The organism is Trinickia sp., assembly GCF_051953405.1.
Classification (GTDB): domain Bacteria; phylum Pseudomonadota; class Gammaproteobacteria; order Burkholderiales; family Burkholderiaceae; genus Trinickia.
Genome location: NZ_JBQCIV010000159.1, coordinates 154579 through 173695 on the forward strand (window position 1 = coordinate 154579; position 19117 = coordinate 173695).

Consider the following 19117-nt stretch of genomic DNA (forward strand, 5'->3'; position numbering starts at 1 on the left):
CTTGCCGCGCTCGGAAAACGCACAGCTAAGCGCACCGGCGCACATCGCCCAATGAAGCCGTTCGTCTTTCCGGCCGACGGCAGGCCCCGCTCGACGGGCCGAACGCCGCCCTGTACGAAAACAGGGGATTTTACCATGCAAGGTCGCGCCGCCCGACTTGTCGATCTGGGCTCAATTCGCGGGATGCCCTGCCCGGCAGAACCTTCGGCCGCTCACTGCCGAACGACGAAGCGATAGGTCCCGGAGCCTACGTCGTACACGGCGTAGCGGTCGATTCGACGTAAGAATGTCGCGCCATCCACGTCGATCTTCGCGCCCTCGGCCGACGGCACCCATACTTCGGCCCGCGTGTTGACGGGAATCGTCACGCCCAGAGTGAACCGGCCGCCCTGTTGGGACCAATTGGACGAAATGGGGCCATAAACCGATTGATACTGTGCCTCGACCGTGTGAATCTGGGGCGCCGGCAGCGGCTTGATGACGATTCGCTCAAAGCCTGCGTTTTCCGGACGGATGCCTGCGACGTTTTGGTACATCCACTGTCCTACCGAACCCAAGGCAGCGTGGTTGAACGAGTTCATGGCGGGATTCTGAAATGTGCCATCGGGCCGGATACCGTCCCAGCGCTCCCATATCGTGGTGGCGCCTTTGCCGATCTCGTAGCCCCAAGACGGGTAGCTCGTTTGGAGGAGCAGACGATACGCGACATCGGCGTGGCCGTTTTCCGACAACGCGCCGAGCAACGCGGGCGTGCCGAGGAATCCGGTCGACAAGTGCCAGCCATCGGCCTTCACGAGTTCAGCCAATCGGTTCGCGGCAGCAGCGCGTACCCCCTCCGGCAGCAAATCCATCGTCAAGGCCAGCGCATACGCCGTTTGCGTGTCCCCGGCGAGGCGCCCGTTTTTGAGCAGGTATGCCTTGTCGAACGCAGCCCGAATCTGGCCAAACAACTTGTCGTAAGGCGTCGCGTCTTTTCCCAATACGCGCGCCGCCTTCGCGACGATCGCCGTGCTGTGGGCGAAGTACGCCGTGGCGATCAGGTCCTTCGGCGTTTCATCGTGGACGTTCAGCCAGTCGCCGTAGCCAAGCGCCGGGCGAAGGAAGGCGGAACTGTTCTTTTGCAGGAATGCCACCCAGCGCGCCATCGCATCGAAATTGGACTCGAGCACCTGGCGGTCGCCATACTGCCGGTAGAGTGCCCACGGCACGATCACACCGGCGTCGCCCCAGCCCGGCGCTGCCTTGTCGACACCCATCGTCTCGCCGATCGGCGCCACGGCGGCATACTCGCCTTCCGCCGTTTGCGTCGCGCGCAAGTCGGTCAGCCAGTTACCGAGAAACCGGGCGACGTTCATGTTGTAGACGGCGGTTCCCGAGAACGCAGCGATATCGCCAGTCCACCCGAGACGCTCGTCCCGCGCAGGCGTATCGGTCGGCACCGAAACGGAGTTATCCCGCTGCCCCCACGCGATGTTGCTTTGGAGCCGGTTCAGCAGCGGCACGTCCGTGCTGAACGACAACGTGACGGGTGCCGCCGTATTGACGACACACCCGACGACGTCCACCGGGCCGCGGCTGCCGGACACTTCGACGTAGCGAAAGCCATGGACGGTAAACGTGGGCTCAAACGTCTCGACGCCGCGCCCCTTGAGGATATAGACATCGGTTGCCTTCGCCGATCGCAGGTTGTCCACATAGAGTGTGCCGTCTGGCTTCAACACCTCCGCGTACCGAATCGTGACCCGCTGGCCGGCCGGCCCGGATACCCGTATGCGCGCGACACCGCTGATGTTCTGGCCGAGATCGAAAATAGAGGCGCCCGCTTTCGTTTTCGAAACGGACACCGGCTTGATTTCTTGGGTGACTCGGACAGGCTCGTCGACTTGGGCCACCAGCTTTGCGCTCACGCCATGCTTGATTCGGACAGGCTTCCATCTGGCGTCGTTGAAACCCGGCGAATCCCAGCCCGTTAGCTCGCGACGCGCGTCGTACGTTTCCCCCATGACGAGGTCGGCTTGGACGAGCGGCCCAAGGCTCGACTTCCAACTGCGATCGGTTGCGATCCGCTCGGTGGTGCCATCCGCATAAGTGATTTCGAGTTGCATGAGCAGAGCCGGCATCAGGCCGAACTGTGCCATGCCGAATCCCCCGACGTGTCCCGCATACCATCCCGGCGCGATGAATGCGCCGATCGCGTTCTTGCCACGCTTGACAAGGTTCGTCACATCGTAAGTTTGGTATTGCACGCGCGCGTTGTAGTCGGTCCAGCCCGGCGTCAAGACGTCGTCGCCGACACGCTGACCGTTGATTCGCGCCTCGTACAATCCGAGCGCCGTCGCATAAAGCCTTGCCGACTTGATCGGCTTGCCCACCGAAAACGTCTTGCGAAACTGCGGATTCAGTACCCCCGAAGGCGCATCCCCCACTGTCGCTATTTGGATCTTCCGGAAGCCTGGGACGACCTTCCCGTTCAGGTATGCATCGCCGTAGTCGTAGTTGCTTCTGCTCGACGTCCACCAGCCGATCTGACCTTCGACGTGCGACTCCGCGAGATAGTACTTGCCAGGCGCGGCAGCACGGCTCAATGCGATCGCCGACCACTGGCCGTCGCCCTGATTCTTGAACCGCTTGCGTGCAACAAGCGGGCCATTCGGGCCGCCTCGGTAGAGCGACAAGGTAACGCTCGAATTCTTGGTCTGAAAAGTCGGAATAAGCGCCGCGACCGATCTGAACGGCCTATCGGTCTCGAAGCTCTGGCCCTGCGTTTCGCCGGGGCGCAACGACGTCGGCATATCGGGCCGATCGAAGGCCGGAGGCGGCGGCAACGGGTGGTCGTATCCGATCCAATCGGCATGCCAATCGCCGGGCGACAGCAGCCCCATCTCCCATACCGCCGGCTTGCTCCAATCCGACGGCCGATTCGCTCCATCCCATACGCGCACGCGCCAGTAGTAGCGCATTCGAGAGACGAGCGGCGACCCGCTATACGAGACGAGCACCGATTGATTCGAACGGACCTCTCCACTATCCCAGACATCGGGCTTGCCGAGCTTCGACGGGTCGGAGGCCACCGCAATCTGATAGGCGCTTTGCGCTTCATTCCTTCGATCGGAGGCGAGCACCCAGCTCAAGCGTGGTCGAACCGTATCGATGCCCAGCGGATCGGTAGCGTAGTCGACCGTCGTGCTAACCACATGAATGTTCGATGTCTGCGCCGAAACGGGTGACATCCAAACCGACCACAAGAGCGCCGCGCCGAAGGCCGCCGCAACGCGCCGCACCATACCAACGACGCGCATCAGCGGCCCCCTGCCGTGGCGTTTCCGAAAAGACCGATCCTGGCGTGCTGCAGCAGTAGGATCGTTTTCGCGTCGACGATCGCGCCGCGTTCCACCATCGCGAGCGCTTCCTCGAACTCGACTTCGATCACCTCGATGTCCTCGCCCTCGACCACCATGCCGCCGCCAGCCGACACCTTGTCCGATGGCGTATATGGCGCGACGAAGAAATGAACGCGATGACCGGCGCAGCCAGGCATCATGACGGCCTCGAAAATCTTCGTCACCGTCTTCACCCGGTAACCGGCTTCCTCTTCGACTTCCGCTTTGATGCGCGCCTCGGGACTCGCATTGCCCACGAGGCCGGCCGGCGCCTCGATCATGTAGCCGCGCCCTTCGCGCAAATGCATGGGCAAGCGAAATTGCTTGACGAGCACCACGGTGCGGCGCGCGACGTCATAAAGCAGCACCGTCGCGCCATCGTCGACGTGATAGACCTCGCGGGTCAATGTCTGCGTCGCACCGTCGCTGCGCCGGTAATCGAAGGTGACTTTTTCGAGTCGGTTCCAATCGTCGGACAGCACGGCAACGTCCGTCACCCGCACGCGGTCATCCAAGGACATCGATATTCTCCAACAGCGGCGAGTCAACCGCGGCGAACGACCGCGGGCGCCTGCGCTTGATCTAATAGGTCGTCGAGCACGAGACGCATCGCCTCTTCCCACGGCTGGCGCCGAACCGCAAAGCGCTTGTCCAGCTTCGCATTGTCCAATCGAGAGTTGTTCTGACGACGCGCCGGCGTGGGGTAATCGCTCGTTGCGATCGCGGCGATCTCCCGCGCGGCGATTGCGCCGTCCGGCAGCGCGGCACGCGCCGCTTCGACGATGCTTGAGGCGAACCCGTGCCAACTCGTCGAACCTTGGGCCGTCAAATGAAAGAGACCGCTTTCGAATGTCCCCGCATGGCGCTCGCGCAACGCTTCGCGCAGTATCTCGGCCGTGAGGTCGGCGATCATTCGAGCCGAAGTGGGCGCGCCGAATTGATCCGCCACCACCTTTAACGTTTCGCGCTCCGACGCCAGCCGCAACATGGTCCGCAGGAAATTCTTGCCGCGCGCGCCGTAGACCCACGATGTCCGCAGCGTGAGCCAGTCGCCGCCAACCGCCGCGATCGCCCGCTCGCCCGCGAGCTTGCTACGCCCGTAAGCATTGAGCGGATTCGGCGTGTCGCTTTCGACGTAGGGGGCAGCCTTCGCCCCGTCGAAGACGTACTCGGTCGAGTAGTGAACCAGCAACGCGCCCGCTTTGCGCGCCTCTTGCGCAAGTACGCCAACGGCGTCGGCATTCACGACGTGCGCGAGGGCCTCTTCTTCTTCCGCTTTATCGACCATCGTATAAGCCGCCGCGTTCACGATCGCGTCCGGCCGCACGTTGGCGACGAGCGCACGCAAGCTATCGGGTCTCGATAGATCGGCCGTGCTCCTGTCGCAAGCCACCACCTCGCCGAGCACCGCCAGCGAGCGCGTGAGTTCCCAGCCTACCTGGCCGCGGCAACCCGTTACTAAGCATTTCATTCGAATACCTCGGCATCGGCCAGCACACGGCCCGCGGCGTCCTTGGCGGCAACTTGCGGCGCGGTGCAGTCGAGCGGCCATGCGATCGCGAGTGCCGGGTCGTTCCAAAGCAGGCTACGCTCGTGTTCGGGATACCAGTAGTCGGTCGTCTTATACAAGAACTCAGCGCTGTCGGACGTCACGTAAAAGCCGTGAGCGAAACCCGGTGGCACCCAAAGCTGACGCCGGTTGGAAGCGGACAGCACAACGCCTACCCACCGGCCGAACGTGGGCGAGCTGCGACGAATGTCGACGGCCACATCGAACACTTCACCCGCCACGACACGCACGAGCTTGCCCTGCGGATGCTGAATTTGATAGTGCAGGCCCCGCAGCACGCCCTTTACCGAGCGCGAGTGATTATCTTGGACGAATTGCACCGTGGGATCGACGTGTTCGACAAAGTGGCGCGCGTTGAAGCTTTCGAAAAAGAAGCCGCGAGGATCTTCGAATACCTTGGGCTCGATAATCTTGACGTCGGGCAAACTGGTCGCGATGACTTTCATGTTCAGGGAGCAGGATCGGAGAGGAGGTTGCGCAGGTATCGCCCGTAGGCGTTCTTCGCAAGCGGTGCCGCGAGGCATTCGAGTTGTTCGGCCGAAATCCATTTACGGCGGAATGCGATTTCCTCCGGGCAGGCGACCACGAGCCCCTGGCGCTTCTGCAAGGTCGCGATAAACGATGCTGCCTCGATGAGCGAATCGTGCGTTCCAGTATCGAGCCACGCGTACCCGCGCCCCATGATTTCGACGTTCAATGCGCCATCGTTCAAATAGCGCGAATTGACGTCCGTGATTTCGAGTTCGCCTCGGGCCGATGGCCGAATGTCCGCGGCGATATCGCAAACGCGCTCGTCGTAAAAATAAAGTCCGGTTACCGCGTAATTCGAACGCGGCTTGGCAGGTTTTTCTTCGATCGAAAGTGCACGAAACGCGGGATCGAACTCCACCACCCCGTACCGCTCGGGATCGTTCACGTGATAGGCGAAGACCGTTGCACCGGACTCGCGTGCGTTTGCGCGCTCCAACTGGCCTACAAGGTCGTGGCCATAGAAGATGTTATCGCCGAGGATCAGTGCCGATGGATCGCTTCCGACGAAATCGCGGCCGATGATGAATGCCTGTGCGAGCCCGTCGGGCGACGGTTGCACCGCATATTGAATGTTCATGCCCCATTGACTGCCGTCGCCAAGCATCGCGGAAAACCGCGGCGTGTCCTGCGGCGTCGATATGATGAGCACGTCGCGGATCCCCGCGATCATCAGGGTCGATAATGGGTAGTAAATCATCGGCTTGTCGTATACCGGCAGCAACTGCTTCGATACGACATGCGTGATCGGATAGAGCCGCGTACCCGAGCCGCCCGCGAGAATAATCCCTTTTCGCGCCATGGTTGTGTCTCCTTAGTCGCGATGCGCGTAATTCGTCTCGACCCATTTGCGGTAGTCGCCGGAAGCCACTTCGTCCACCCATGCCTGGCTGTCCAAATACCAACGCACGGTCTTCGCGAGCCCCGTTTCGAACGTCTCGGCCGGCTTCCATCCAAGCTCCCGCTCGAGCTTGCGAGCGTCGATAGCGTAACGGCGGTCGTGCCCCGGGCGATCTTTCACGAACGCGATTTGATCGCGGTACGAGCCTTGCGCTTTGGTACGCTGCGCATCCAGCAAATCGCAGATCGTATGCACGACCTCGATGTTCGTCTTCTCGTTCCAACCGCCGATGTTGTACGTCTCACCCGGCTTACCGCGGGCAAGCACTTCGCGAATCGCCGAGCAATGATCGCCGACGTAAAGCCAATCGCGCACGTTCTGGCCGTCGCCATAGACAGGCAAAGGCTTGCCCGCGATCGCGTTTGCGATCATCAGCGGAATCAGCTTTTCGGGGAACTGGTACGGGCCATAGTTGTTGGAGCAGTTCGTTGTCAGCGTCGGCAATCCGTAAGTGTGGTGATAGGCACGCACGAGATGATCCGACCCCGCCTTCGTAGCCGAGTAGGGACTATTCGGCGCATAAGGGGTGGTTTCGGAAAATTGCGGATCTTGGGCCGTGAGCGAACCGAACACCTCGTCCGTGGAGACGTGCAAGAACCTGAATTCAGCGCGCTCGGGGGCGTTCAGTTTGCCCCAATAGGCACGCGCCGCCTCGAGCAACGTGAATGTGCCGACGAGGTTGGTTTGTACGAAATCCGCGGGGCCGTGGATGGATCGATCGACATGGCTTTCGGCGGCAAAATGGACGACCGCTCGCGGACGATGTTGGGCAAACAGTGCCTCGAGTGCCGCGCCGTCGCAGATATCGACACGTGCAAAAATGTGTCTGGGATCGTGAAGCACCGGCTGCAGCGTCCGCAGGTTGCCCGCGTAAGTAAGCTTATCGGCATTGACGATTGGCTCGCTGGAGTCGCGCAACCAATCCAGGACGAAATTCGCGCCAATGAAACCGGCGCCGCCCGTAATGAGGATCATAGGGTTCCCTTGCAAAACTAATAGCCGCTCGCGATGCCGCTTTCCGTACAATCCCAGCCAGAGGACCGCATCCGTACGGCTGTCGCGCATCAAGCCCGATGCCCAACGGGGACACAAGCCCAAAACGTGGGATTATACCGGCCCATGAGCGCTCAAACGCCGCGACACGGCCGGAAACGATCGCAATGAACCCTTCTTCCCTTTCCACCCCGTTTGCCTTCGGCGACCTCCAGGGTTGCCACACGCCCTTTCTGCGCTTGCTCGCCGCGCTTCCGCTCGGGCCCGACACCCCCCTATGGTTTGCCGGCGATCTGGTCAATCGCGGCCCCGATTCGCTTGCCACCCTTCGGGCGGTCGCCGAACTGGGCGCGCGCGGGCGGGCCGTGCTCGGCAACCACGACCTCCACCTACTGGCGGTTTCCGCCGGTATCCGAAAAATGAGGGGGAGCGATACGCTCGCCAGCATCCTCGACGCCCCAGACGCGCAGCCTCTGCTCGACTGGCTGCGCCACCGCCCGTTCGCGCATTTCGAAGACGGCATGTTGATGGTGCACGCGGGACTCCTTCCGCAATGGGATCCGAGGCTCGCGCTCGAACTCGCCGACGAGCTGCACAGGGCATTACGCGGTCCCGATTGGCAGGAAACGCTCAGGGATCTCTATGGCAACGAGCCGCGCCGCTGGTCGCCGGATTTGAAGCGCAAGGACCGCATGCGCGTCGCGTTCAATGCTTTTACTCGAATTCGCTTCTGCACGCCCGACGGAACGATGGAGTTTGCGTCCAACGGAGGCCCCGCTTCGGCCCCGCCCGGCTATCTACCCTGGTTCGACGTGCCCGACAGGCGCACAGCCGACGTCACCGTCGTATTCGGCCACTGGGCCGCCCTTGGGCTCATGCTGCGCGACAATCTCATCGGCCTCGATTCGGGCTGCGTCTGGGGCAATCGCTTGTCCGCTGTTAAACTCGCCGCGATACCTTCGGAGCGCCAAGTCATGCAGGTCGAATGCGATGGATGCGCTTCCGGCGCCGAATAGGTCCGATCGCGCACCCCATGCAAAACACCAACAACCCGACGCACGCCCCCGGCGGCGTCCTATGGCTCACCGGCTTGTCCGGTGCCGGCAAAACCACGCTAGCCACCGCGCTGAAACAGCGCCTGGCAAACGAAGGTGGCTTGGCGGTCGTGCTCGACGGCGATATCTTGCGCACGGGCCTGAACGCTGGCCTCGGCTTCAGCCCCGCCGACCGTCAAGAAAACGTTCGTCGAACGGCCGAGGTCGCCGCGTTGTTCAAGGCCGAGGGTTTCGTCGTCATCTGCGCGTTGATCTCACCGGCGGCGGCGCAGCGCCAGCTCGCGCGCACCATTGTGGGCGAGCGCTTCTTCGAAGTCCATGTAAGCAGCGATCTCAGCGTTTGCGAACGGCGCGATCCCAAGGGCCTGTACGCCAAAGCGCGCAGCGGCACGCTGGCTGAATTTACGGGCGTGGCCTCCCCTTACGAGGTGCCCGCCATGCCGGATCTGGCAATCGACACCAGCGGCTCGACCATCGCGCAATCGCTAAGCGAGTTGGAGCGCTTCGCTCGCTCCCGGCTGCGCCTAGCCTATCGCACGCCCGGCTGACGCGCCGCGCTTAGACGTCGCCTGAAACAGCGTGACTGGGCGGTAGCTCGTTGCCCGAGTCGGAGGGCAACGGTTGAGCCGGCGCCGGCGCCACTGCCGTTGCCGATGCCGATGCGACCGAGGCCTTCACGCCGCTTTGCAACGCCGCCAACCCCGCCCCGACCGCTTCGCGCGCCTTCGCCGACAGCGCCCGCCGATCGCTCATCGGCTCGATCGGCGCCCCGACATACAAGTGCGCCGTAAACGGCCCGCCGCGCAGCACGGCATCGAGCGACTGCCCGAGCGTCACCTCGTCGATATAAGCGGGCGTAGTCGATTGATGCCCATCCCGATCCTCGTACAGCAGGCAAATAGGCTGCACGAGACACTGCGCCGAAACGGCCGATTGAAACAAGTTCGCATGGAACGGCAGCAACGAGGTGCCATCCGACGTCGTGCCTTCGGGAAACAAACAAACCGATCCGCCCGACGACACCCGTTCGACAATCTCATGCATCGTGCGATGCGCGTCCCGGCGCTTCTCGCGGTGGATAAAAATCGTCCCGAGCCGATGCGCAAGCCACCCGACCACAGGCCAATGACGCACCTCGGCCTTCGAGACGAACGGTGTCGGACGCCACGCATTAACGACGTAGATATCGAGCCAAGAGATGTGGTTGCCAACCACGAGCGCGCCATGATCGATCCTGCGTTCGTCGTGATGCACGACGAGCCGCATGCCCGCGAGCCGCAGCATCTTGATCGACCAAGCCCGATTCACTTCGAGCTTGGCCGCCTCCGAGAGGCGCGGGAACCGGACGGCGATGATCCACACCCCATGCAGCAGATGGAGCACCAGCCGAAGTTTGGCAAAAGCGAGCTTCATTGCATTCAGCAATCGTTAGTCAGCCGTTCGTGATTCGCGCGTCCGTCATGCCGTTGCCGGACATCAAGCCGGTACGTGCTCGTACGCGACGTGCCCTGCCACGAGCGTCGCACGCACCCGTGCCGGCAGCTCATAGCCGAGGAACGGCGTGTTGTGCCCTTGGCTCTTGAGCGCGCGCGGCTCGACACGCCAATAGGCGTTGCGATCGAACACGCAAACGTCCGCCACCGCGCCCGCTTCGATCCGGCCCACGGGCAACTGCAGCACCTTCGCCGGTTCGGCCGTGATGCGTCCCAGCGCCCGCGCGAGCGGCAGCCGCGCTTCGTCGGCCCACTTTACCGTCAGCGACAGCAGCAACTCGAGGCCCGTCGCACCCGGCGTGGCCTCGGCGAACGGCAATAGCTTTTCGTCGTCGTCGACAGGCGTGTGCGCCGAGCAAATCGCGTCGATCGTGCCATCGGCCAACCCCGCGCGAATCGCCTCGCGATCGCGCTGCGTGCGCAGCGGTGGATCGAGACGGAACTGCGAATCGAAGTAGCCGATGTCCACATCGATCAAATGAATGTGGTTCGCGCTGACATCGCACGTCACCGCCAGCCCTTCTGCTTTCGCTTCCCGTACGAGCGCGACGCCCGCGGCCGACGACAAGTGCGACAGATGCACCCGCGCCCCCGTGGCGCGCATCAATTCGAAAATCGTATGCAGCGCGATGGTTTCGGCCGCCACCGGCACACCGGACAGGCCCAAGCGCGACGCCACGGCACCGCTCGCCGCCACACCGCCCTTCGCGAGGCAAGCATCTTGCGGCCGCAGCCAGACCGTGTAGCCGTACGTGCTCGCATATTGCAATGCGCGCAGCAGCACTTGCGTATCGACGATTGGCGAATCGGCCTGCGTGAAGCCGACGCAACCGGCTTCGGTCAGTCCCACCATCTCGGTAATGACGGCGCCCTTCAAACCGACCGTCAATGCGCCGAGCGGATGCACGTGCGCGCGATTCATCTTGCTGGCCCGGAACTTCAGCATTTCCACGAGCCCAGGCTCATCGAGCACCGGATCGGTATCGGGCGGGCACGCAAGTGTCGTCACCCCGCCGGCCACGGCCGCCGCCATCTCCGATTCGAGCGTCGCTTTATGCTCGTAGCCGGGTTCGCGCAACCGCGCCGACAAATCGACGAAGCCCGGCGCCACGTAGAGCCCCTTCGCGTCGATCGTCTTGTCCGCCTTGAAATCGGAGGGTGCCGCGCCGATGGCAGCGATCTTGCCCTCGGCAATGAACACGTCCGCGCGCTGTTCGGCGCCCGCTTGCGGGTCGATCACCGTGCCGCCTTCGATATGAATCTTCATGCGCTGCCTTTTTGTCTTTCCGTCGCTCTTCTATTTTCTATCGCCGTTCGGCCGTTCGGCCGCTCGATGCGGCCCGCTCGGCCGTGTCACTCGTTGTTGCCGGCCACGATGCTCATGACGGCCATCCGCACCGCGATGCCGAACGTCACTTGGTTCAGGATCACCGATTGCGGGCCGTCGGCCACTTGCGAATCGATCTCCACGCCACGGTTCATCGGGCCCGGGTGCATGACGATCGCATCGGGCTTCGCGCGCGCGAGCCGTTCTGGCGTAAGCCCCCAGCTCTTGAAGTACTCCTGCGCCGAGGGCAGCAACGCACCGCTCATGCGCTCGTTCTGCAGCCGCAGCATGATGATGACGTCGACGTCTTTCAGCCCTTCGTCGAGATCGTGATACACGCGCACGCCCAGCTCTTCGAGCCCGCCCGGCAACAACGTGCGAGGACCGATCGCGCGCACTTCGGGCACGCCGAGCGTGGTCAGCGCATGGATATCGGAACGCGCCACGCGCGAGTGCAGGATATCGCCGACGATCGCCACGCGCAGATTCGTAAAATCGCGCTTGTAGTGACGAATCGTGTACATGTCGAGCAAGCCTTGCGTGGGGTGCGCATGGCGCCCGTCGCCCGCGTTGATCACATGCACGTGCGGTGCGCAGTGTTCGGCTATCAAATACGGCGCGCCGCTCGACGCGTGGCGTACGACGAACATGTCGGCATGCATGGCCGACAGGTTGTTGATCGTATCGAGCAGCGATTCGCCCTTGCTCGTCGAAGACGCGTTGATGTTCAGATTGAGCACGTCGGCCGACAGGCGCGTGGCCGCGATCTCGAACGTCGTGCGCGTGCGCGTCGAATTCTCGAAGAAGAGATTGAAGACCGATTTGCCGCGCAAGAGCGGCACCTTCTTAACCTCGCGATCGGTCACGCTCACGAACGGCTCGGCCGTGTCGAGGATATGCGTGAGAATCGAGCGCGGCAGCCCTTCGATCGACAGCAAATGCTTAAGCTCGCCGTTCTTCGTGAGCTGCGGATTGCCCTTCAGGAAGCCATAGCGAAAGCGCTCGGCGGAGGCGGCAGCAGACTCGCCGCCGTGATCGGCACGGCCCGGGGTGACGGTGTTCATAATCGGTCAGGTTAAAACAGGGGTGGACGAAGCGCGCCGGCACAATACGCACGCGCCTGGTCGAAAAACAACGCGAAGAACAACGCAAAAAACATCGCGGCAAGCCCGTTGCAAGGTCAATCGCCGCGCGGTTCGGTACGGAACGTGAAGGTCATCTCGCTGCCTTGCTCGAGCACGAGCGTCGCGTCCTCGCCGATTTCCGCGTGCGCCCCGACAAAGCGCGCCTCGAACGGCATTTCGCGGCCGCTGCGCTCCGCCAATACCGCCAGCTCGACGGCGGCGGGACGCCCGTAATCGTACAGTTCGTTGATCGCCGCCCGCACGGTGCGGCCCGTATGCAAGACATCGTCGACGAGCACGATGCGCCGGCCCTCGACGTCGAACGGCAGCGACGTGGGGCTCGCTTGGCTGTGCAGCCCTTTCTTGGCGTAATCGTCGCGATGCAGCGCCACGTTCACGACCCCGAAAAACTTCGCGCCGAGATCGCGCGCAAGACGCGCGGCCAGCCACGCGCCGCCGCTGTGGATTCCTGCAAGAACGGGGCCGTCCGCGGCCCCGAACGATGCACCGTAAGCGGCGCTAATCTGGGCGAGGAGCGCCGCGTAGGACGCTTCTGCATCAATGCAACTCATCGGAAAGCCCGTCCAGGTATTGTTGAAGAATGATGCGCGCCGCCTCGGCATCGCGCATCTCGGCCGCCACGCCGCGCTCGCGCATGTCGAGATCGGCCGCCACCGAGCTGTAGCGCTCGTCCACCCATGCGACGGGCAAGTTGAAACGCCCGTTCAACTGGTTGCCGAAGCGCTTGGCGAGCTGCGTCATTTCGTGCGGCGTGCCGTCCGGGTGGCAGGGCAAGCCCACCACCAAGGCCTCGGGCTTCCATTCGCCGATCAGCTTGCCGACGGCTTCGAAGCGAAACGCGCGATCGCGATTCGGCACGACGACGAGCGCTCGCGCCTGGCGCATCAGGACATTGCCGACTGCCACACCGATGCGCTTTTCGCCGTAATCGAACGCAAGCAGCGTCGCCTCACGCCCGACCGCTTTTATCATGCGTGACCCGCGTCGCCCGACAGCATGGAGGGCGTGACGCCGAGCAGCGCCAGCGCGGCCTCGAAACGTTGCTCGGCCGGAACGTCGAACACGATCTTCGGATCGGCCTCGACCGTCAACCAGCCGTTGCGCGAGATTTCCTCTTCGAGCTGCCCCGCGCCCCAACCCGCATGGCCGAGCGTGAGCAAGAAGCGTTGCGGACCTTTGCCGCTCGCCACCGCTTCGAGCACGTCTTTCGACGTTGTCATTTCAAGGCCGCCCGTGACCGCCATCGACGACGTATAGGCACTGCCCTCGACGGGCTCGTGCAGCACGAAACCGCGCTCGGTTTGCACCGGGCCGCCGAAGTAGACGGGAACATGCAGCAGCGGCTCGATTTCGAGCTTCAGATCGATGCGGGTAAACAGCGCTTCGAGATCGATGTCCGTCGGCCGATTGATGACGAGGCCAAGCGCGCCGCGCTCGCTGTGATCGCAAAGGTAGACCACCGTCCCTGAAAACGTCGGATCCGCCATATTGGGCATGGCGATCAGGAACTGGTTGGTCAGATTGATGCGATCGTTACTCTTAGGCATGGTTCGAATTTTAGCAAAGACGGTGCAGGTTGGACGCCGCGAATGAGCGCCGCCACGCAGGAAAGACCGTGAATCGTCAGCGACGCATCATTCGCGCCCGCCCACGCCGGCCTAATTTCCCCGCACTCTATCACGCATGCCGGGTGCGCCACGCGCCGTAGGCCGTTTGGACAAAGGGTCGCGCCGTCCCGTGATGGCCAGGCGGCCTAGAGCGGCGCGCAAAATCGCGTCGGCGAGCGCGACGGCGAATCGTTTCCGGTCCGCCGCGCCGACACAACACGCCGATACAGCGCGAAATCTTGCAGTACTTAAGAAACGGACGATGCCGGGGCGGTACCGGCCACGGGAGCCGCACGCTCGATCGCTTGTGTCAGCAAAGCGAGCGGCACGGCCGAATCGGGCGGCGCAAAACCGGCCGCCACCCGCAGCAGCATCGCACGCAACGCCTCGCCGGCCTGCTCGATCGAGCGCCGGGCGGGCGCCGCCCCGGCCGAGCCGACGCGCGCCGCATAGGCTTGCCGGCGCCAAGCCAGGCCGAGCGCATCGGCCAGCAGCGCGACGTGGCCAAGACCCAGCGCTTGTGCCGCAGCGCCGAGCCGATAGGCGGCGCGCGCCGCATGCTCGGCCGCCGCGCCATCGACGGTGGTGCCGTCCGCGGCCGCGAAGGCGGCATCGCCGCTGACGGCCAGCGCCGCCATGGAAGCGTCGGCGGTTTGCAGGAAATCCTCGTAGGCCAGGACGTTGACGGACACCGGCCCGAGTTCGCGCGCAACGGCATCTTGACTGGCCGCGGCTTCGGCTTGCGACGCGCCCTGCTCCCAGGCAGCCTCGGACGCTTGCGTGGCCGCCACATGCCAGTCGACGGTCAGCCCGTAATCGTTGAGCAGCGCGACGGCGTCCGCGTCTTCGGCCGCCGCGCCATAAAGGGCAAGATCGCGCCACAGCAGCGCCAGCGCCGCCCGAACGAACGAGCGCGGCGCGAGAAGCTGCCCGTGCGCCTGGTCGGCCAGCAATAGATTGCAACGCGCATAAAAGCGCTTGGCCTCCGGATCGCCCGCTTGAGCGCGGCCGTTCACGCGCAGCGCGCGGGCGCATGCGCTGGCCAAGCGCCAAACGTCGTACGGATCGGTGCCGGCCAACTCGGCGATACAGGCATCGAGTTCATCGAGCGCCGCGCTCGCCTGTTCATGGCCCTTCAGCACGGGCAGCAGCGCCTGCTCGTAACGCGCCCGCAAGACAGCGAGCTTGGAAGCCGCGCTCGCGCGCAAGGTAGCCGGCGCGATCGGCCTACCGGCCAACGCAAGGTCTTCGAACGCGACGGTATAGCCGCGCGTATAGCGCCCGACCTGCGCATTCAACTCGCGATAGTGCGCAAACAACGTGGGCGAGCAAGCCAACTCGCGCAGATTACGTCGCGTCAGCGCCGCGTGGAAATCGACGAGCGCCGCACGAAATTGCGGAAGAAAGTCGTCGTTTGCAAACGGCGCGACGAGCACGAGCGCATCGGTGAAACGCTGCGACGCCAGCCACCCCGCTTGGCGCAACGCCTGCGCCGCCCGCAGCAACGGCCCGACCACCGTTACTTGTGCATCGCTGGCCTGCCTCGCCTCGGCCAGCGCAGCCTCCGCTTCATGGACCGCGGCGCCGCGCGGGTTCGGCAAGGCCTCGGGGGATGGCAAATCGACGGATGTCATGGCGTGGGCGTAAGCGAAGCGGCGCGCGAGCCTGCTGGGCCCGGCGGCTTCAGGGTATGGTCAGAGCTGAACCATCTCGAAATCTTCCTTGCGGGCGCCGCACTCGGGACACGTCCAATTGATCGGAACGTCTTCCCAGCGCGTCCCCGGCGCGATGCCTTCTTCGGGCAGACCGGCCTCTTCGTCGTAGATCCAGCCGCAAATCAGGCACATCCACTGTTTGTATTCCATTCTTGTCGCGTCGATAAAACCGTTGATCAAAGAGCCATGATGGTACCGTTTTTGGGGCTCCCCTGGCTAGGAATCCGCGCATCGGCGCATCCCAGCGGTAGCCCTCGCGCCGTTTATGGGCCGCCGCGCGCGTTGCCGTATCGGTGGAGGACACGCGCACTGTCCGTACCATCGGAGCGCATTAGGCCGCATAATGAAACGACCGCGCAAGCGAGCCGTCCGGCCCGCCGCTCGCGGTTTCCATAACAACGCTTATTCCATGCAAAGTGCCGCTCCCCCGATCGTTCTGACTTTCGGCTTGTCCGACCCCACCGGCGGCTTCGGCCTGCAAGCCGATTTGCTGACGCTCGCCAGCATGGGTTGCCATGGCGTATCGGTGCTCACCGGATACACGGTGCGCGATTCGGCAACCTGCGACGAAGTGACGGGACTCGACCCCGACGTCGTGGCCACGCAGGCGCGCATGCTGCTCGAGGATATGCCGATCGCGGCGTTCAAGGTGGGCGCGGCCACGCGTGCGGAGGTCGTCGCCGCCATCGCCGAGGTCGTGTCCGATTACGACGATATTCCGCTGATCCTCGCCCCCGATTTCACGCTCGATGACGAACACGTCTTAGCGGCCGACGAATTACGCGAGTCGATCGCCGATCTGCTGGCGCCGCAAACCACGGTGCTTATCGCGGATCAATCGACGCTGATCGCGCTCGCGCAGCCGGACGGCGACGAAGAAGCGCCGAGCCTGGACGGAGCGATCGCTCACTTGCTTTCTCAGGGCGCCGAGTACGTCTTGTCGACGCAGACGGGCACGCACCGCCTCGTCAATACGTTATTCAGCGAGGAAGGCCAACTGCGGCAGGACATGTGGGATCGGCCGCAGTACCGGCTGATGGGCATCACGGACACGCTCGGCGCGGCCGTGGCCGCCTTGCTGGCGAACGGACAAGAGCCCGCCGAAGCGGTGCGCGAAGCGCAGGAATACTTGTATCAAGCGGTGCGGCAAGCGTTTCGCCCCGGCATGGGCGCGTATTTGCCGGATCGCTTCTTCTGGGCGCGCGACGACGAAGACGCGGCCTCGCCGCCGCCGATCGGCACGGACCCGATTCGGCATAAGCCGTCGCGGGCTTGAACGAACGGTAGCGCTTGCGCGGTAGCGCGACGTCGGCCTCCGCCTACCCGGGGCGTTGGACGGCGGTGCGATTTCCCGCCAACATAAAAAATCCCGCGAGAGCACAGCGTGCTCCGCGGGATTTTTATCGGCTGGAGAGCGCGCCTTGCAGCGTGCCCTTCATGCGATTTCGGAAGGCGGCCCGAAATTGTAGGCCGCCTGCGTCCGAAATTACATGTCCATGCCCATGCCGCCCATGCCGCCGGGCATGCCGCCAGGCATCGGGGCATCCTTCTTCGGCAGTTCGGCAACGGCTGCGTCCGTCGTCAGCAGCAGGCCTGCCACCGAAGCGGCGTTTTGCAGCGCCGTACGCGTCACCTTCGTCGGATCGACCACGCCGGCTTCCACCAGATCGCCGTACTCTTCCGTCGAAGCGTTGAAGCCGTAGTTGCCCTTGCCTTCGGCAACGGCTGCCACGACCACGCCGGCTTCCAGGCCGCCGTTCGTCACGATCTGACGCAGCGGCTCTTCCATCGCGCGCAGCACGATCTTGATGCCGGCGTCTTGATCGGCGTTCGCGCCCTTCAAGCCCGTGATAGCCGTGCGAGCGCGGATCAGCGCCACACCGCCGCCAGGAACGATGCCTTCTTCAACGGCAGCGCGCGTAGCGTGCAGCGCGTCTTCGACACGTGCCTTCTTTTCCTTCATTTCGACTTCGGTCGCAGCACCGACCTTGATCACTGCCACGCCGCCGGCCAGCTTGGCCACGCGCTCTTGCAGCTTTTCGCGGTCGTAGTCGGACGTCGCTTCTTCGATTTGCGTGCGGATCTGCTTCACACGCGCTTCGATGTTCTTTGCGTCGCCTGCGCCGTCGATGATCGTCGTGTTTTCCTTGCCCACTTCGATGCGCTTGGCTTGGCCGAGTTCTTGCAGCGTCGCCTTTTCGAGCGTCAGGCCCGTTTCCTCGGCGATCACTTGGCCGCCCGTCAGGATCGCGATGTCTTCGAGCATCGCCTTGCGACGATCGCCGAAGCCAGGCGCCTTGACCGCAACGGTCTTCAGGATGCCGCGGATGTTGTTGACCACGAGCGTGGCGAGGGCTTCGCCTTCGACGTCTTCAGCGATGATGAGCAGCGGGCGGCCTGCCTTGGCCACTTGCTCGAGCACCGGCAGCAGATCGCGGATGTTCGAAACCTTCTTGTCGTGCAGCAGCACGAACGGGTTTTCGAGGACGGCGACTTGCTTGTCCGGGTTGTTGATGAAGTACGGCGACAGGTAGCCGCGGTCGAATTGCATGCCTTCGACGACTTCGAGCTCGTCGGCCAGCGACTTGCCGTCTTCGACGGTGATGACGCCTTCCTTGCCGACCTTGTCCATCGCTTCAGCGATGCGATCACCGATCGACGAATCGCTGTTCGCCGAGATCGAGCCGACTTGCGCGATTTCCTTGCTCGTCGTGCAGGGCTTGCTGATCTTGCGCAGCTCTTCCACGGCGGCTTGCACGGCCTTGTCGATACCGCGTTTCAGATCCATCGGGTTCATGCCCGAGGCAACGTACTTCATGCCTTCGCGGACGATCGACTGGGCCAGCACCGTAGCCGTCGTCTTGCCGTCGCCGGCGTTGTCGCTGGTCTTGGAAGCCACTTCCTTGACCATTTGCGCGCCCATGTTCTGGAGCTTGTCTTCGAGCTCGATTTCCTTGGCGACCGACACGCCATCCTTCGTGACCGTCGGGCCGCCGAAGCTGCGCTCGAGGACGACGTTGCGACCCTTCGGGCCCAGCGTGACCTTCACCGCGTTCGCAAGGATGTTCACGCCTTCAACCATCTTGGCGCGAGCGCTGTCGCCGAATACGACGTCTTTAGCTGCCATCTTGTAACTCCTTGAATTCTTTGTGAAATATCGACGTGGACGGGATTTACTTCTGAACGACCGCCATGATGTCTTCTTCGCGCATCACCAGCAGTTCCTGGCCGTCGACCTTGACGGTTTGGCCAGCGTACTTGCCGAACAGGACGCGATCGCCGACTTTGACGTCGAGTGCGATTTGGTCGCCCTTGTCGTTGCGCTTGCCCGGCCCGATCGCGAGCACTTCGCCTTGATCCGGCTTCTCGGCGACGGCGTCAGGGATCACGATGCCCGAGGCAG

Annotated in this window: 19 protein-coding genes; 3 read left to right on the forward strand and 16 right to left on the reverse strand. The window is 63.5% G+C overall.

Annotation, left to right across the window (positions count from 1 at the left end):
- Positions 1-212: 212 nt before the first annotated feature.
- From ACTHN9_RS29485 to rfbB, 6 genes are read right to left on the reverse strand one after another with little or no spacing between them, the layout of a single operon-like run.
- The gene (locus ACTHN9_RS29485) at positions 213-3299 is read right to left on the reverse strand and encodes a family 78 glycoside hydrolase catalytic domain (RefSeq protein WP_440540363.1); all 3087 of its coding nucleotides are present in this window, start codon (positions 3297-3299) and stop codon (positions 213-215) included.
- Positions 3299-3901: a GDP-mannose pyrophosphatase gene (locus tag ACTHN9_RS29490; RefSeq protein ID WP_440540364.1), complete on the reverse strand. Its 603-nt coding sequence runs from the start codon at positions 3899-3901 to the stop codon at positions 3299-3301. The genes ACTHN9_RS29485 and ACTHN9_RS29490 overlap by 1 nt, the downstream gene beginning before the upstream one ends.
- Positions 3902-3924: 23 nt before the next feature.
- The gene (gene rfbD, locus ACTHN9_RS29495; protein ID WP_440540365.1) at positions 3925-4851 is read right to left on the reverse strand and encodes a dTDP-4-dehydrorhamnose reductase; all 927 of its coding nucleotides are present in this window, start codon (positions 4849-4851) and stop codon (positions 3925-3927) included.
- On the reverse strand, positions 4848-5396 hold the full coding sequence (rfbC, locus tag ACTHN9_RS29500) for a dTDP-4-dehydrorhamnose 3,5-epimerase (RefSeq protein ID WP_440540366.1): 549 nt from the start codon (positions 5394-5396) through the stop codon (positions 4848-4850). Before rfbC ends, rfbD begins: the two co-directional genes overlap by 4 nt.
- 2 nt (positions 5397-5398) lie before the next feature.
- Entirely contained in the window at positions 5399-6280 is an 882-nt protein-coding gene (gene rfbA, locus ACTHN9_RS29505; RefSeq protein ID WP_440540367.1) for a glucose-1-phosphate thymidylyltransferase RfbA, read from the reverse strand.
- 12 nt (positions 6281-6292) lie between these two features.
- Positions 6293-7354 (reverse strand): dTDP-glucose 4,6-dehydratase, encoded by a 1062-nt coding sequence (gene rfbB / locus ACTHN9_RS29510; RefSeq protein ID WP_440540368.1) that lies wholly within the window; start codon positions 7352-7354, stop codon positions 6293-6295.
- Between the two features lie 185 nt (positions 7355-7539).
- On the opposite strand from rfbB, the gene ACTHN9_RS29515 reads away from it, so the two are divergent.
- Positions 7540-8388: a symmetrical bis(5'-nucleosyl)-tetraphosphatase gene (locus ACTHN9_RS29515; protein WP_440540369.1), complete on the forward strand. Its 849-nt coding sequence runs from the start codon at positions 7540-7542 to the stop codon at positions 8386-8388.
- Between the two features lie 17 nt (positions 8389-8405).
- A complete protein-coding gene (gene cysC / locus ACTHN9_RS29520; protein WP_440540370.1) occupies positions 8406-8975 on the forward strand; it encodes an adenylyl-sulfate kinase in 570 nt (189 codons plus the stop codon).
- 10 nt (positions 8976-8985) lie between these two features.
- On the opposite strand, the gene ACTHN9_RS29525 is transcribed toward cysC, so the two are convergent.
- The 8 genes from ACTHN9_RS29525 to ACTHN9_RS29560 all read right to left on the reverse strand — a co-directional run bounded on the left by ACTHN9_RS29525 (position 8986) and on the right by ACTHN9_RS29560 (position 15864).
- Positions 8986-9840 (reverse strand): lysophospholipid acyltransferase family protein, encoded by an 855-nt coding sequence (locus ACTHN9_RS29525; RefSeq protein ID WP_440540371.1) that lies wholly within the window; start codon positions 9838-9840, stop codon positions 8986-8988.
- A 63-nt stretch (positions 9841-9903) separates the two neighbouring features.
- Positions 9904-11187 carry a dihydroorotase gene (locus ACTHN9_RS29530; protein WP_440540372.1) on the reverse strand — a complete coding sequence of 428 codons (1284 nt, stop codon included), beginning with the start codon at positions 11185-11187 and terminating at the stop codon, positions 9904-9906.
- Between the two features lie 86 nt (positions 11188-11273).
- A complete protein-coding gene (locus ACTHN9_RS29535; protein ID WP_440540373.1) occupies positions 11274-12311 on the reverse strand; it encodes an aspartate carbamoyltransferase catalytic subunit in 1038 nt (345 codons plus the stop codon).
- 116 nt (positions 12312-12427) lie between these two features.
- Positions 12428-12943, reverse strand: coding sequence for a bifunctional pyr operon transcriptional regulator/uracil phosphoribosyltransferase PyrR (gene pyrR, locus ACTHN9_RS29540; RefSeq protein ID WP_440540374.1), 516 nt, complete (start codon positions 12941-12943; stop codon positions 12428-12430).
- The gene (ruvX, locus tag ACTHN9_RS29545) at positions 12930-13364 is read right to left on the reverse strand and encodes a Holliday junction resolvase RuvX (protein WP_440540375.1); all 435 of its coding nucleotides are present in this window, start codon (positions 13362-13364) and stop codon (positions 12930-12932) included. Before ruvX ends, pyrR begins: the two co-directional genes overlap by 14 nt.
- Positions 13361-13939 carry a YqgE/AlgH family protein gene (locus ACTHN9_RS29550; protein ID WP_440540376.1) on the reverse strand — a complete coding sequence of 193 codons (579 nt, stop codon included), beginning with the start codon at positions 13937-13939 and terminating at the stop codon, positions 13361-13363. The genes ruvX and ACTHN9_RS29550 overlap by 4 nt, the downstream gene beginning before the upstream one ends.
- A 308-nt stretch (positions 13940-14247) precedes the next feature.
- Positions 14248-15633, reverse strand: coding sequence for a hypothetical protein (locus ACTHN9_RS29555; RefSeq protein ID WP_440540377.1), 1386 nt, complete (start codon positions 15631-15633; stop codon positions 14248-14250).
- Between the two features lie 60 nt (positions 15634-15693).
- Positions 15694-15864: a rubredoxin gene (locus ACTHN9_RS29560; RefSeq protein ID WP_102648300.1), complete on the reverse strand. Its 171-nt coding sequence runs from the start codon at positions 15862-15864 to the stop codon at positions 15694-15696.
- A 259-nt stretch (positions 15865-16123) separates the two neighbouring features.
- Between ACTHN9_RS29560 and ACTHN9_RS29565 the strand changes: the two genes are divergently transcribed.
- Entirely contained in the window at positions 16124-16990 is an 867-nt protein-coding gene (locus tag ACTHN9_RS29565) for a hydroxymethylpyrimidine/phosphomethylpyrimidine kinase (protein ID WP_440540378.1), read from the forward strand.
- A gap of 210 nt (positions 16991-17200) precedes the next feature.
- Here ACTHN9_RS29565 and groL read toward each other — a convergent pair whose 3' ends face one another.
- Both groL and ACTHN9_RS29575 read right to left on the reverse strand, forming a co-directional pair.
- A complete protein-coding gene (gene groL / locus ACTHN9_RS29570) occupies positions 17201-18841 on the reverse strand; it encodes a chaperonin GroEL (protein ID WP_440540379.1) in 1641 nt (546 codons plus the stop codon).
- A gap of 46 nt (positions 18842-18887) precedes the next feature.
- A partial coding sequence (locus ACTHN9_RS29575) for a co-chaperone GroES (protein ID WP_440540380.1) occupies positions 18888-19117 on the reverse strand: 230 nt, incomplete at its 5' end.